The organism is Collinsella sp. AM16-21, from assembly GCF_003471905.1.
In the GTDB taxonomy this organism is placed as follows: Bacteria; Actinomycetota; Coriobacteriia; order Coriobacteriales; family Coriobacteriaceae; genus Collinsella.
Genome location: NZ_QRKJ01000008.1, coordinates 49,370 through 63,847, shown reverse-complemented (window position 1 = coordinate 63,847; position 14,478 = coordinate 49,370). Strand labels below are relative to the sequence as shown.

At 60.5% G+C, this 14,478-nt stretch carries 12 protein-coding genes and 2 tRNA genes; 11 read left to right on the top strand and 3 right to left on the bottom strand.

What is annotated here, in order from left to right:
• The first annotated feature begins 29 nt into the window (after positions 1–29).
• The 3 genes from brnQ (at position 30) to DW180_RS05810 (ending at position 1,636) form a co-directional block, all read left to right on the top strand.
• Positions 30–1,388 (top strand): branched-chain amino acid transport system II carrier protein, encoded by a 1,359-nt coding sequence (gene brnQ, locus DW180_RS05820; RefSeq protein ID WP_118237879.1) that lies wholly within the window; start codon positions 30–32, stop codon positions 1,386–1,388.
• A 91-nt stretch (positions 1,389–1,479) separates the two neighbouring features.
• Positions 1,480–1,556 (top strand) — tRNA-Pro (locus tag DW180_RS05815).
• A gap of 6 nt (positions 1,557–1,562) precedes the next feature.
• Positions 1,563–1,636 (top strand) — tRNA-Gly (locus DW180_RS05810).
• 214 nt (positions 1,637–1,850) lie between these two features.
• Here the strand turns inward: DW180_RS05810 and DW180_RS05805 are convergent.
• From DW180_RS05805 to DW180_RS05795, 3 genes are all read right to left on the bottom strand, one after another.
• Positions 1,851–2,846, bottom strand: coding sequence for a hypothetical protein (locus DW180_RS05805; RefSeq protein ID WP_118237877.1), 996 nt, complete (start codon positions 2,844–2,846; stop codon positions 1,851–1,853).
• A gap of 267 nt (positions 2,847–3,113) precedes the next feature.
• Positions 3,114–3,569 (bottom strand): PIN domain-containing protein, encoded by a 456-nt coding sequence (locus DW180_RS05800; protein ID WP_199569897.1) that lies wholly within the window; start codon positions 3,567–3,569, stop codon positions 3,114–3,116.
• Entirely contained in the window at positions 3,562–3,885 is a 324-nt protein-coding gene (locus DW180_RS05795; protein ID WP_117765829.1) for a type II toxin-antitoxin system RelB/DinJ family antitoxin, read from the bottom strand. The genes DW180_RS05800 and DW180_RS05795 overlap by 8 nt, the downstream gene beginning before the upstream one ends.
• Positions 3,886–4,311: 426 nt before the next feature.
• On the opposite strand from DW180_RS05795, the gene DW180_RS05790 reads away from it, so the two are divergent.
• The 8 genes from DW180_RS05790 to DW180_RS05755 all read left to right on the top strand — a co-directional run bounded on the left by DW180_RS05790 (position 4,312) and on the right by DW180_RS05755 (position 14,477).
• The gene (locus DW180_RS05790; RefSeq protein WP_022095206.1) at positions 4,312–4,830 is read left to right on the top strand and encodes a 4Fe-4S dicluster domain-containing protein; all 519 of its coding nucleotides are present in this window, start codon (positions 4,312–4,314) and stop codon (positions 4,828–4,830) included.
• 75 nt (positions 4,831–4,905) lie between these two features.
• On the top strand, positions 4,906–7,128 hold the full coding sequence (gene fdhF / locus DW180_RS05785; protein WP_118237875.1) for a formate dehydrogenase subunit alpha: 2,223 nt from the start codon (positions 4,906–4,908) through the stop codon (positions 7,126–7,128).
• A 78-nt stretch (positions 7,129–7,206) separates the two neighbouring features.
• Positions 7,207–7,824 (top strand): 4Fe-4S dicluster domain-containing protein, encoded by a 618-nt coding sequence (locus tag DW180_RS05780; RefSeq protein WP_117746396.1) that lies wholly within the window; start codon positions 7,207–7,209, stop codon positions 7,822–7,824.
• Positions 7,817–9,835, top strand: a complete 2,019-nt coding sequence (gene hyfB / locus DW180_RS05775; protein WP_118237873.1) for a hydrogenase 4 subunit B — start codon at positions 7,817–7,819, stop codon at positions 9,833–9,835. The genes DW180_RS05780 and hyfB overlap by 8 nt, the downstream gene beginning before the upstream one ends.
• A gap of 12 nt (positions 9,836–9,847) precedes the next feature.
• Positions 9,848–10,774, top strand: coding sequence for a respiratory chain complex I subunit 1 family protein (locus DW180_RS05770; RefSeq protein ID WP_118237871.1), 927 nt, complete (start codon positions 9,848–9,850; stop codon positions 10,772–10,774).
• A gap of 15 nt (positions 10,775–10,789) precedes the next feature.
• The gene (locus tag DW180_RS05765; RefSeq protein ID WP_118237869.1) at positions 10,790–12,247 is read left to right on the top strand and encodes a hydrogenase 4 subunit D; all 1,458 of its coding nucleotides are present in this window, start codon (positions 10,790–10,792) and stop codon (positions 12,245–12,247) included.
• A 13-nt stretch (positions 12,248–12,260) separates the two neighbouring features.
• Entirely contained in the window at positions 12,261–12,914 is a 654-nt protein-coding gene (hyfE, locus tag DW180_RS05760; protein WP_118237867.1) for a hydrogenase 4 membrane subunit, read from the top strand.
• Positions 12,915–12,917: 3 nt separating this feature from the next.
• Positions 12,918–14,477, top strand: coding sequence for a hydrogenase 4 subunit F (locus DW180_RS05755; protein WP_118237865.1), 1,560 nt, complete (start codon positions 12,918–12,920; stop codon positions 14,475–14,477).
• Position 14,478 lies beyond the last annotated feature (1 nt).

Sequence of the window (14,478 nt, the reverse complement as noted above, 5' to 3'; positions counted from 1 at the left end):
GTTTTTGTTTCGACCCGAAAGGTGGTCCCATGGCCTCATCCGCGCCGCGCGGCCTGCGCTCCGACCATGTCGTTACCGTCGGTATCGCCCTGTTCTCGATGCTCTTTGGCGCCGGCAACCTTATTATTCCGCCGCTGCTGGCGCTGCAGGCGGGTTCTGCCACGCCGGTCGCCATGCTCGGCTTTCTCATTGCCGCCATCGGCCTGCCCGTCATGGGCTTTATCGCCGTGGCACTTGCCGGAACGGCGCGCGAGCTTGCCGGCCGCGTGCATCCCAAGTTCGGCGAGTTCTTTGTCGCGGCGGTGTATCTGGCTATCGGCCCGTGCCTGGCCATTCCGCGCACGAGCTCCACAGCCTTCGAGATGCTGGTGCCGCTGCTGCCCGAGGGCGTCTCGCTCGCCACGGCTCGCCTGGTGTTTGCCGTTGGATTCTTCGTGGTCGCATTTGCGCTCACGCTGCGTCCCGGCGTCATCACGCGCGTGCTCGGCCGCATTACGGGTCCCGCGCTCATTGCGCTCATCGTGCTGGTCGTGGGTGCTGCCGTGATCTCGCCGCTGGGACCGGCTGCCGCGCCTCAGGCTCCCTACGATGCAGGCGCCGCCGTGCAGGGCTTTCTGACTGGTTATCAGACCATGGACCTGCTTGCGTCGCTCGCCTTCGGCATCATCATCGCCGAGACCATCCACGAGTTGGGTGTTACCGACGACAAGCGCGTGGCCTTTGAGATTTCGCGTTCCGGTGTGATCGCCGGCGTGCTCATGGCCATCATCTACTGCGGCTTGGGCCTTGCCGGTATGCAGCTCGGCACCGTGATGCCCGACGCTACCAACGGCGCCGCCATCCTCGCCCGCTCGGCCTCCATGCACTTTGGTCTTGCCGGCACGGTCGTGGTCTTTGCGATCTTTTTCCTCGCCTGCATGAACGTGTGCATCGGCCTTATCAGCTGCTGCTCGCGTTACTTCTGCGAGACGTATGTGGTTAAAGGGGGAGCGGATGCCTCCGAGGAGGCCATGCGCCGTCCCTTTGCGGTTCTCGCCTTTGTGTTCGCGGCGTTCTCGTGCGTGCTTTCCAACGTGGGTCTCGACATGATCCTCATGTTCTCGGTGCCTATGCTCAACGCCCTGTACCCCGTCGCCATCGTGCTGGTACTGATGGGCCTGGTGCACGGTTTTTGCGATGCGCATCCGCAGGTGTGGGTCTGGGTCGGCGGCGTTGTCGCGGTCCAGAGCGTGATCACCTCGGTCCGCGATGCGTTCTTTGCGGGCGCGTGGCTGCCGTTTGATGTGCTGCCGCTGACGGATATCGGTGCCGCGTGGGCGCCGGTTGCCGTGGTGGCGTTTGTGATTGGCCTGCTCCATAGTCGTTTTGTTGCACATTCGAGGAGCTAAGGCATCAATGCTTGCACAGGCGGGGAGTCTCCCCTATAATTTCCTTCGCTTTGGGACACGCAAGGTTTAGACCTTAGCTGCTCAACACCTTCGGGACGTGGCGCAGTTTGGTAGCGCGCCTGCTTTGGGAGCAGGATGTCGCAGGTTCAAATCCTGTCGTCCCGACCATATCTTGCGGGCGTAGTTCAATGGTAGAACCCCAGCCTTCCAAGCTGATGACGCGGGTTCGATTCCCGTCGCCCGCTCCATATGAATTGTTTTAACGGCTTTGTTTCCTTCTGGGAATCAGAGCCGTTTTCATATACATGCCGGGGACCCCACATCCCCTCCTAAGTTGCGGTGAAATAGTTCCTGGATTAGCTGCAAAAGCTGTTATCCAGGAACTATTTCACCGCAACTTATTGAGGCCGAGTTGGTTGGGCCGATGTTAGGTTCTGTTGTCGAGAAGATGCGTGCCGTTGGTCAGGAGCCGGCGTAAGGTTTTGTTGTCGGAATACCATAGCCGCGCATCATGGAGCCGAACGCTTTGACATCGTAGGTGTCTGAGAGCTTGAAATGAATGACGTTGTGGCCCATGGCACGCAAGTTCGCGTCGCGCATGAGGGCAGCTCGATAGGTTTTTGCCGCAGTATGTTCCGGATCATTTTGGGCATCGTCCTCAAACTTGCCTAGTCCATGCAGCTCAGCCAGCATCCAAGAGCCGTTTGGCATCTGCCAGCCGTAATCTGCCAAATAATAGCCGGCGTTTCCCGGTCGAGTGATTTCAACCTGAAGTTCGGGAGCGTCAACTCCCGCCAGAATCATTGCCGCCCGTGCTTCGGATTCTCCACCGTTATCCGATCTGCCATCCATGTGTTCAAAAACGTCAAATGCGCGTGCGATGCCATGCAGCCCTCGGCAATTGGCCTGCGCGTATGCCCGCAGTTCTTCGCGCTCGACATCGTACTCACGGGCTAAGCCATCGACATAACCCAGCGCATAGCGAAACGCGGTCGTTCGGGCGATATCGACAACCGTTCGATACGGATCCGTGAGCGTAAACGGACCGAGCTGCCACACTTCGCCCGCCCGCCAGCGACGATACTCAACGAATTCATACGTATCACGCCTGGTAGAACGCGGCAACAGCACTTGCACCTTGTCGAGAAGCGAATATGCAGAACCGATGCCATAGAGCAGTGCCGCCGTTGCTCCACAAAACACGGCATCCGGTTCAACGACCGCAATAGCGGATGCCAATTGAAAGATGCGATCTTCGACGCCGAGGTCATTCCAATACGCGGGATCAGCGTAGACATGGTTGTAGAGTCGAATAATCATCTCTTTTTGCATGAGCGCGTAGGCACAGCGTTCATCCCATTTTTTGGTAGCTACAAACAGGCGCCCGCCATGATGGGCCTCGAATAACCGGAAGAACAGCTCTACTTGCGGTTTGGAACAGCGTTTATCATGACTCATTTTCGACCCCATGGTCTCGAGGGGGAGTGAATGACACTACGCTATCCCATATTTGGTCCGTCAGACCTTGCCATGAACTGACCAAAAGCTTGACGGGGCAGGTCAGAGTCATGAGTCAGAGCCAAACATATCGGCAAACGGTTGGTTTGTGCCCCTCGGCGGCACTAAAAACCACCCTTACAGAAAGTTGCGGTGAAATAGTTCCTGAAAAGCTCGAATAAGCCTAAATCCAGGAACTATTTCACCGCAACTTAGGTGGGCATGGGGTTAGCTGCGGGGGTGGTGGCGGAGCTTGTCGATGGTGGCGTCGGTGCTGTGGCCGCGGGCGTCGGCTGCGGTTTGGCGCTTGCGGCGGTAATCGATCATGCCTTGGATGATGGGCTTGCCAAAGCTCACGACATCATCGTTGTAGATGGCGGTTCGGGCTGCGAGGAGGCAGTCGGAAAAGTCCATATGGGTCTTGCCAAAGAGTTTGACTGCAAGGGCGACAACGGTGGGCTCGTCGACCATGACGTCATCGAGCAGCCTTTTCATGGCCGCAGCAATCTCGACGCGGGGAACCTTATAGACGTCGCGCAGCGTGACCACGACGCGCGTGATGATTTCGGGGTAGACACGAGCAGTGCGCGTGGCGATGACCTTGGCGGCGCGCGGTGACAGAACTTCGTCGTCGTCAAGCAGGTAGCGTAGGATGACGGTCTCGTCGATGATGGTACTACTCATGGATATCTACTTCCTCGGGACCCAAAATCGAATCGTCGCTTTCTGTAGCAAGGTACTCAATCCAGGCATTGCGCTCCTCGGAGCGGCGATTGGGGTCCCCATATGCTTTGAGCGATCCATAGGCGGCGGTGCCGTCCTTTGAGCGCACGGCGACCGGCTGAAAGGGAAGTTTGCGCATCAAAATGCTCTGCGCGACAAAAAGGCGCACGGCCTCGGCGAGCGATGTGCCCATGGCGTCGTAGAGACGCTCGGCGTGCTGCTTATCTTCCTCGCGAATGCGCACCTGCAGGATGGCTCGTTTTTGCGTCGATGACATCACTGGCCCCCTTAATGAGCGTGCAATAGAGTCGGTCTAATGCGGCATATGCCGACCTCTTAGAATCTTATAACCATTACTTTATTTCACTCAAGTAAATATCCATTAACACGAATACAAGCGTAGTACATCCAAAATGAGAGTGCGTAAAAATCTCTTAGGTGTACGCATGTAATACACTCACCTTTATAGCTTCTAGAGAATAATCCTAACCTGCCAAAACCCCTGCAATACACCCGTATTGCAGGGGTTACGCTCAAGTTTGCCCCCTGCAACTGCGTATATTCAACCTGTATACCGTTGGAGAAATTCTATCGAGTGCCTGTTTCGCCGCATGCATTCGATACGTCGATGCCAGGCCACGGGCGGCCTGGGGCAATGTCGACAGGGTCTCTCCGGCAAGGGATTCAGGAGGGAGTGAACAACATGGGCAATAAACGAGTCGTAGCCGATTCCTCGCGCTGCATTGGGTGTCAAACCTGTATGGCGGCGTGCATCGAGGCACACGATATCCCCGGCAACATCGCCGCACCTCGCTTGCGCGTAACGCGCACCTACGAGATCTCCGCACCGGTGGCTTGCCATCACTGCGAGGACGCTCCGTGCGCCAAGGCCTGCCCCACGGGCGCCTTGTTCTTTGATCCAAAGAACCATCGTATCGGCGTTAACGAGGACAACTGCATCGGCTGCAAGAGCTGCGTCATGGCCTGCCCCTTTGGCGCCGTGAGCGTGGCGACCACGCAGGTCCCCGTCTTGATGGGCGACGTGCGCGTGGGTTCGCAGACCAAGAGCTTCGTGCTCAAGTGCGACCTGTGCGTGGACCGTCCCGGCGGTCCGGCGTGTGCCGAGGCGTGCCCGACCAAGGGCCTCACCTTGGTAGACGAGGAGCGCCTGGCAGAACTGACTGCCGAGCGTGCCCGCGCCACCATCGAAAACGAGGCGTAAGCGTTGGGGCGACAGGCCCAATGATTGTCAAATTAGTACCGAGTAATCGGTAGCAGAGAAAGGAAGGAGGGTGTCATGGAGAAGCATAAAGTGATCTGCCCGTACTGCGGCGCCGGTTGCCAGTTTAACCTCCTGGTCCAAAACGGCCAGGTCGTGGGTACCGAACCGCTCAACGGCATCACCAATCAGGGCGAGCTGTGCCTTAAGGGCATGAGCGGCTACGACTTCATCAACGACACCAAGATCTTGACTCCTCGCGTACTGCACCCGATGATCCGCCGCACCAAGGGCGCGGATCTTGAGCGCGTAAGCTGGGACGAGGCACTGGATTTCACCGCATCTAAGATGCAGGCCATAATTGACGAATATGGTCCTAACGCTGTCATGACCACCGGCTCTTCACGAGGCGGCGGCAATGAGGCGAACTACGTCATGCAGAAGTTTACGCGTGCGTGCATCGGCACCCACAGCGTGGACAACTGCGCCCGTACTTGACACGGCCCTACTGTCCTCGGTCTGATGGACACGGTTGGTTCAGGTTGCATGTCATGCTCCATCCCCGGTATGGAGGATGCGGGCTGCATTTTCCTCTTCGGCTATAACCCTGCCGATTCGCACCCCATCGTCGCAAGGCGTATCGTGCGAGCCAAAGAAAAGGGTTGCAAGATCATCGTCGCCGACCCGCGCCATATCGAAACCGCGCGTATCGCCGATATCTACCTTCCGATCAAGAACGGTTGCAACGTCGCGTTCCTCAACGCCTTTGCCAACTGTCTGGTCAACGATGGCCTCTACGACAAGGAATTCGTCGCCGAGCACACGAACGGCTTTGACGAGTGGTGGGAGACCATCAAGAACTACACTCCCGAATCCGTACAGGACATCACGGGTGTCGAGCCCGCGTTGATCCACCAAGCTGCCGAGATGTACGCCACGGCGAAGCCCTCTGCCATCATTGGCTGGGGCATGGGCGTATGCCAGCAGAAGCAGAACCTGAAGACGGTGCACACCATCGCCTCCATCGCCTGCGTTGCCGGCCAGATCGGCAAACCCAATTCCGGCCTCGCGCCCGTGCGCGGTCAGAATAACGTTCAGGGCTCCTGCGATATGGGCATGCTGCCCAACCTGTACCCTGGCTACCAGAAAGTCACCGACCCCGCAGTGCGTGCCAAGTTTGCCAAGGCTTGGGGCGTGCCCGAGGAAAAGCTCCCGCTCGAGGAGGGCTACAAGCTCACCGACCTGGGCCACCTGGTCGACGAGGGTAAGGTGCACTGCTTCTACAACTACGGCGAGGACCCGGTGCAGACCGAGCCCGATTCGGCCGGCATGCGCAAGACGCTCTCCGAGCTGGATCTGTTCATTTGCCAGGACATCTTTATGACGCAGACGACCATGCTCGCCGACGTCATCCTGCCCGCTACCTCTTGGGGCGAGCACGAGGGTGTCTTTACCGCATCCGACCGTAGCTTCCAGCACTTTGACGCGGCCGTTCCGCCCAAGGGCGAGTGCCGCCACGACTGGGAGATCTTCGCGGACCTGTCCACGCGCATGGGCTACCCCATGCACTACGACAACACCGAGCAGATCTGGAACGAGTGCATTAGCCTGTGCCCCAACTTTGTGGGCGCGACCTACGAGAAGATGGCTCCCGAGGGCGGCTACGCCCAGTGGCCCGTCAAGAGCACCGATGTGAACGACCACGGCACGGCCGACATGTTCGCTGGTGGCAAGTTCACCACCAAGGACGGCCGCGCCAACCTGATGGCACACGACTGGGAGGCGCCCTCCGAGCTTCCCGACGATGAGTACCCGCTCATCCTGTGCACCGTCCGCGAGGTCGGCCACTACAGCTGCCGCTCGATGACCGGCAACTGCAAGACGCTGGCACTGCTTGCCGACGAGCCCGGCTTTGTCCGCATGAATCCCGCGGACGCCCAGGCACGCGGCATCAAGAATGGCGACATCGTCTCGATCCACAGCCGCCGCGGCCAGGTATACAGCCGCGCCGACGTGAGCGACCGTATCAACAAGGGCACGGTCTATATGACCTACCAGTGGTGGATCGGCAAGTGCAACGAGCTGACCATGCACAAGGTCGACCCGGTCTCGCACACGCCCGAGGACAAGTTCTCCGCCTGCCAGGTCGACGCCATCGCCGACCAGGTTTGGGCAGAGGGCGAGGTGGAGCGTCAGTACACCGAGCTCAAGCAGGCTCTGGTCGACGCCGCCGCTCCCCAGGACGTTGAGCCTGGCGCCGCCAAGTTCGACGACGAGACGCACGTGAATCAAATCGTGTAGTCCCGTTCTCGTTGGCTTTTTGGGCCGGGCGTCCCGTACGTTCGGGAGCCCGGCCCGTTATTTTGAAAGGAAGTGGGGATGAACCGCTTCATCGACATCAACCCGGAGAGGTGCATCGGTTGCGGAACATGCCAGTCCGCCTGTGCCGACGCCCACCGGATGCAGGGTCTTCAGGATACGCCGCGCCTGGCGCTCGTGAAGACCGGCGGTATTTCGGCCGCCCTTGCCTGCCACCATTGCGAGGGTGCCCCCTGCGCCGAGGTCTGCCCGGTGAATGCCATCGAGCACGATGGCGATCGCATCCACGTCAAGGAGCAGGAGTGCATCGGGTGCAGGCTGTGCGCCATCGCGTGCCCCTTCGGAGCCATCCATCCCGATGGCACGTCTATCGCCGGTGTCGCAGGCATGTGCGACCCGACGCCTTCGTATCCTAAGTCCCTGAGCAGCCTGCTTACGTGGGCTCCCGGCCAGTACACCTGTGCTGTCAAGTGCGACCTGTGCGCCTTCGATCCGGACGGCCCGCATTGTGTGGCGGCGTGCCCCACCAAGGCGCTGACCGTCATGGGCGGCGCGGCCGATCGCGAACTCGACGAGGCCAAGCGCCTGCGCTCGATCGAAAACGGTCCGTCCGTCGACGTTACCGCTGTGGCCCAGGGTCTGTCCGAGAAAGCAGAAGGGAGCGTAAACAATGGATAGCATGACGCTGTTTATCGCATCGCTTGCCGTCTCGTGCATCGGTGCGCTCGCCTCGGTTCTGCTGATTAAGGCCGACAACGCCGCCAAGACCGCCGGCTGCCTGATCGGCGCCGTCGCCGCGGTGCTTTCGTTTGTGGCCGGTATCCAGGCCGTGCTGGGCGATGTCACGTCGGTCGACACCATCGTGTTCTTCCCGTTTGCCCATTTCCAGCTGCTGCTCAATCAGCTGTCCGGCCTATTCGTGGCGCTCATCTCGGTGCTCGCGTTTGCCGGTTCGATCTACGGTCTCAACTACTTTGATGAGTATCCGGGCAAAAAGGGCCGCGCCGGCTTCTTCTTTAACACCTTCGTGGCGTCCATGATGCTCGTCATCACCGCCGACAACGTGTTTTGGTTCCTGGTCGCCTTTGAGCTCATGTCGCTGACCTCGTACTTCCTGGTCGTGATAGAGGAGAACGAGAACTCCATCCACGGCGGTTGGCTCTACTTTGTGATCGCGCACGTGGGCTTCGTGCTCATCATGGCGAGTTTCCTTACCATGACCAACTTCGCTGCTGGCTCGTTTGCCTTTGCGGATTTCCGCGCTACGCAGTTTAGCCCCGCGGTCGCATCCGTGTGCTTCGTGCTCGCCTTCTTTGGCTTTGGCGCCAAGGCCGGTATCATCCCGCTGCACGGCTGGCTGCCCAAGGCACATCCCGAGGCGCCGTCCAACGTGAGTGCCCTCATGTCCGGTGGCATGATCAAGATCGGTATCTTCGGCATCCTCAAGGTTGGTCTCGACCTGCTCTCCGCCTCGGGCGTTCAGGTCTGGTGGGGCCTTATGGTCATGGTCTTCGGTGCGATCTCGTCGGTTCTCGGCGTGGCCTTCGCCCTGCAGGAGCATGACATCAAGCGCCTGCTGGCCTATCACTCCGTCGAGAACATCGGCATCATTCTGCTCGGCGTCGGCGCCTCCATGGCCGCCATGGCGCTCAACTCTGTCGGCATCGCCGTCCTGGCTTTGATGGCCGCCCTCTACCACACGTTTAACCACGCGATGTTTAAGGGCGAGCTGTTCTTGGGCGCCGGTGCGCTGCTGTACTCCACGGGTACGCGCAATATGGAGAAGATGGGCGGCCTGTTCCGTCGTATGCCGGCAACGGCCATCTGCTTTCTCGTTGGCGCGCTTGCCATCTCGGCCATCCCGCCCTTCAACGGCTTTGTGTCCGAGTGGTTTACCTACCAGTCGCTCTTTAACGCCGCCATGCAGGGCGACAAGGCCGTCATGATCGTGGCCGTGTTCGCTGCCGTCGCGCTTGCCATTACCGGCGCGCTGGCCGTCACGTGCTTCGTCAAGGCCTATGGCGTCTCCTTTGCCTCCGCGCCCCGCTCCGAGGCCGCGGCCAATGCCAAGGAGGTTCCCGCCCCCATGGTGTTTGCGCAGGGCCTGCTCGCAGCCATCTGCGTCGTGCTGGGCATTGGCGCTCCCGTGATCGCGCCCGTGCTGGTCGATGTCGCCGCGTCCGTGCTGCATCCGTACGGTGGCGTGTTTGCCGCCGAGGGCATGGAGCTCATGAACCAGTACTCCGGCGCTGCCACCTCCACGCCCGCGATCGCTCTTGCGCTCGTGGTGCTTGTCGGCCTTGCCTGCGGTTATCGCAAGCTCAAGACCGTCGGCAAGGTGCAGAAGTCCCAGCCGTGGGCATGCGGCTATGCTCCCAACGAGCATATGCCCGTCGTGGCCACGACCTTTGCCTCAGAGGTGTCCTGGTTTATGCAGCCGCTCTACACGCTGCGCGACCGCTGCACGGCCGTCTGCTGGTCCATCGCGCACTTCTTCCAGAAGCTCACCGGTGTGGCCGAGGCTGTGGAGCCCGTACCCGACAAGGTTCTCGTCGATGCCCCGCATAAGGGTGTCGAGAAGCTCGCCGACCTCGCGACTAAGCTCGAGGGCGGCAACTACAGCATCTATATCTGCTACATCGTCGCGGCACTCGTGGTGTTCCTCGTGCTCGCCGTGCAAATGGGTTAAGGAGGGGAGAGCATGAACAACATCGTACTTGCCGTTCTGCAGGGCGTGGTCGTTATGGCCGTCGCGCCGTTCTTCTCCGGTCTCGGTCGCGTGATCCGCGCCAAGATGCACAACCGTCGCGGCCCCAGCATCATGCAGGACTATCGCGACCTGGCCAAGCTCTTTGCGCGCCCCGAGTCCCAGAGCGAGGACGCGAGCTTTGCGCTGCGCATTATGCCGCCGCTGTTCTTCGCCGTCGCCTTTATGCTCGCTATGGGCTTGCCGCTCTTTACGGCGCAAAGCCCCATCCCGGTCTTTGGTGACGCCATCACCATCATGTACAGCCTGGCGCTCGCCCGCTTCTTCTTCGCCCTCTGCGGTGTGGATTCGTCCAACGCCTACGCCGGTATCGGCGGCGTCCGCGAGCTGCTCATGAGCGTGCTCATCGAGCCGTCCATGCTGCTGGCGCTGTTTGCCGCCGCCCTGGTGTGCGGTTCCACCGACATCGCCACCATGGGTCAGCACATCATGACGGGCGCCGTCGACGCGCCGGTCGCCGTGATCCTCGCCGGCATCGCCTTTGCAATTGCCTGCTACATGGAACTCGGCAAGCTGCCGTTTGACCAGGCCGAGGCCGAGCAGGAGCTCCAGGAAGGTCCGCTCGCTGAGCTTTCCGGCCCGTCGCTCGCCATGGCCAAGCTCGCCATGTCCATGAAGCAGGTCCTGGTCGTCGCCTGGTTCTGCGCGATCTTCGTCCCCTGGGGCGAGCCCGCGACCGTGGGCGCCGCCGCCGTTCTGGGCGCGGTCATCTTCCTGGTGAAGTGCCTGATCGACTTTGTCGTATGCGGCGTGATCGAGAACTCCTGCTCGCGCTCGCGTTTTAAGGTGCTCGGCAATCAGACCTGGGCCGTCGTGGGCATCGCCGTTCTGGCGTTTGTCTTCGTGGTCGTCGGCGTGTAGGAGAAGGGAGAAACAATGTCATTTGCAGTCAGTCTGTCCCTTCTCGGCTTGGTCGCTATCGCGGCCCCGATGGTGGCCTCGGTGCTCGTCGCCCTGTTCCCCCGTCCGTACGCCAAGTGGTTCAGCGTTTTGGGTGCCGCCGTCTCGACGGCCTGCACCATCGCCCTCGCCGCGAATTTCGCTGGCGCCGGCATGCCCGACACGCAGGTCCCCCTGATCTCGTTTGGGCAGACCCTCGTCATGGGATTCACCTTCGATCGCATGAGCACGCTGCTCGCGCCCGCCTTTGTGGGTATCGGCCTGTTTGTCGTGATCTATTCGATTCCCTATATGAGCGAGAACAACCGTGAGCATCCCGACGCACCGCGTCGTCGCTTCTACGCGTACCTCGCGACCTTCATCGGCGCCATGGCCGGTCTTGTGTACAGCTCGACCCTTTTGGGCCAGCTCGTGTTCTTTGAGATCACGGGTGCGTGCTCTTGGGGCCTCATTAGCTACTACATGACGCCTACGGCCAAGAAGGCCGGCATGAAGGCCCTGATCATTACGCATATCGGTGCGCTCGGCCTGTATCTGGGCGCCGCCATCGTGTTTGCCCACACCGGTACCTTCGCCATTACCGCGATTGCCGGTCTCGACGCCAAGCTCAAGGCTATCGTCCTTTTGCTCGTGCTGTTTGCGGCCTGGGCCAAGTCCGCACAGGTTCCCATGTACATGTGGCTGCCTTCGGCCATGGAGGCGCCGACGCCTGTTTCGGCCTACCTGCATGGCGCCTCGATGGTCAAGGTCGGCGTGTGCGTGTTCGCACGTGCACTCGTCTCTGCCGGCGAGATTCCCGAGATCGTGGGCTGGGTCGCCATTATCGACGCCATGGTCACCATGCTCTTTGGTTTCCTTATGTACCTGCCGCAAAAGGATATGAAGCGCCTGCTGGCCTTCTCCACGATCGCCCAGCTCTCCTATGTGTTCTTTGGTCTGGGCCTTTCGGTCTTTGGCAGCCAGCTGGCCTTTGATGGCGCCGTGTGCCACATCTTTAACCACGCTTTCGCCAAGACGCTGTTCTTCCTGATCGCCGGTTCGTTCTCCTTTACGCTCGGCACGCGTATGCTGCCCAAGCTTCGCGGCATCGTGAAGAAGTACCCGATCTCGGGCGTGGGCTTTGGTGTCGCGGCACTCGCCATTGCCGGCGTGCCGCCCATGAACACGTTCTTCTCGAAGTTCCAGATCATCGCCGGCGGCTTCTCTGTGGGCGCCGGCAACGTCGCGATCCTGGTGCTCGTGTGCATCATGGTCGCCGAGACCGTCGCCACCTTTGCCTGGTTCCTTAAGTGGATGGGCTATTGCCTGCCCGGCGAGCCGAGCGAAGAGGTCGCTGCGGGTGCCCCGCTTCCCCGCGCGATGGCGTTCGTGTTCATCGTGCTCATCATCATGGTCATCGTCAGCGGCCCGCTTTCGGCCAGCTGGATCGGTTAGGAGGTAGAACGACATGGGTTATTCGATCGTCAACATCCTTGGCGGCCTTCTGATCGTCACGTCCACCATGGTGGTTGTCTCCAAGAACATCAAACATTCCATCCACTGGTATGCGGTGCAGTCGCTGGTGCTCGTGGGGCTTCTCGCCACGCTCGGTGTCACCACTGGTGCGCAGGAGCTGCTTATGTGGGCTGGATCTGCCTTTATCACTAAGGTCGTCCTGGTCCCTTACATCCTCAACCGCGCATACAAGAAGATGGGCGAGCCGAGCGACGCATCGCTCAAGGCCGGCCTTAAGCCCGCGTGGGCCATTTGCATCATCGCCGTGGAGGTCGCGATTTGCTTTGCCGTCGTGACGCAGATCAGCCTGCCCACGGCCGAGGTCGCAACGCCTGCGCTCGCTATTAGCTTCGCTCACTTCTTTGTGGGCCTCACCTGCATCATCTCGCAGCGCAACATCATGAAGCAGATCTTTGGATACTGCCTTATGGAAAACGGCAGCCATGTGACGCTCGCGCTTTTGGCCCCCACCGCTCCCGAGATCATCGAGATCGGTATCGCCACCGACGCCATCTTTGCCGTCATCATCATGTCCATCGTCGTGCGTCGCATTTGGGACGACTCCCACTCGCTCGATGCGCGCGACCTGTCCGAGCTGAGGGGGTAGTCCATGGAAACGTTGATTCTCGCCCTGCTCGCGACTCCTTTGGTGTTCTCGCTGGTCATGGCGTTTTTGCCCAAGAACACGTCCTATAACGTGTTTGCCGGTCTCAACCTGGTCTCCGTCGCAGCCGTCCTGGTGCTGTCGATTGTGACGGCCGGTGACGTCCTTATGAGCGGCGACACCGCGAGCGCTCTTGGCCTGTGGTTCCACCTCGATTCGCTGGGCGCCATCTTTGTGCTGCTCATCGGCTTTATCGGTTTTCTTACGGGGCTGTTCTCGCTGCCCTATGTAAAGGCCGATATCGAGGAGGGCTCCATGCCCGCCGAGCGCGCCAAGCAGTATTTTGCGCTGTTTAGCCTGTTCGTGTTCACCATGCTGCTCGCGTGCCTGTCCAACAACATGATCCTTACGTGGGCCGCCGTGGAGGCAACCACGCTTTCCACCGTGTTCCTCGTGGGTATCTACAAGAACAAGATGGCCCTCGAGGCTTCTTGGAAGTATGCGATGGTCTGCACCGCCGGCGTGGCCTTCGGCCTGTTCGGTACGCTGCTGATCTACGCCAACGCCGCCGACGTGATTCCCAACGCCCACGAGGCCGCATTCCTGTCGTGCGTGCTGCCGTATGCCGACCAGTTCGACCCGACGCTCATGCGCCTCGCCTTTGCGTTTATCGTGATCGGCTTTGGCACCAAGGCCGGCCTGTTCCCCATGCACACTTGGCTGCCCGATGCCCACTCCCAGGCCCCGAGCCCTGTCTCGGCCCTGCTCTCGGGCGTGCTGCTTAAGTGCGCCATGCTTGTGATCATGCGCTTCTACGGCTTTATTATCCAGGCCGTGGGCGCCGAGTATCCGCAACTTTTGCTGCTGATCGTCGGCACGCTGTCCATTTTGGTGGCGGCACTCTCGATGTTTCGCCAGGACGACCTCAAGCGCCGCTTTGCGTACTCGTCTGTGGAGAACGTGGGCGTTATCGCCCTGTGCCTGGGTATCGGTGGCCCGCTGGGTATCGCCGCGGCCCTGCTGCACTGCGTGTTCCACGGCTTTACCAAGACGCTTGCCTTCTGCGTTTCCGGCAACATCCAGCACGCCTTTGGCACGCGTAGCCTGGCCAAGATCCAGGGCGTCGTCGAGGTTGCACCCGCAACCGCCGCGCTCGCCATCCTGGCACTGCTCGGTCTTGCCGCCTTCCCGCCCTTTGGCATGTTTATTTCCGAGTTCCTGACTTTTGTCGCCGGTGTTACCGCCGGTCCCATGTGGCTGGTCGTCGTGGTTGCCCTCGGTCTTACCGTGGCCATCTCCGCGCTCACCCGCATCGCACTCAAGTCGGTATTCGGCCATGCGCCCCAGGGCATGGGCAAGCATGAGGCCCCGGCGCTCATGCTTATCCCCGAAATCATCCTGGCTGTCATGATCTTGTGGTTTGGCATCGCCACCCCGCTGCCTCTCGTGCACGGTGTGGAGACCGCGACCGGCATCGTGCTCGAGCAGAGCACCGAGGAACTTCACGCGACGCCGATGTACCGCGCTGTGTTCGGTACCGAGACCGCTCAGAGCGAGGTGGAGTAAC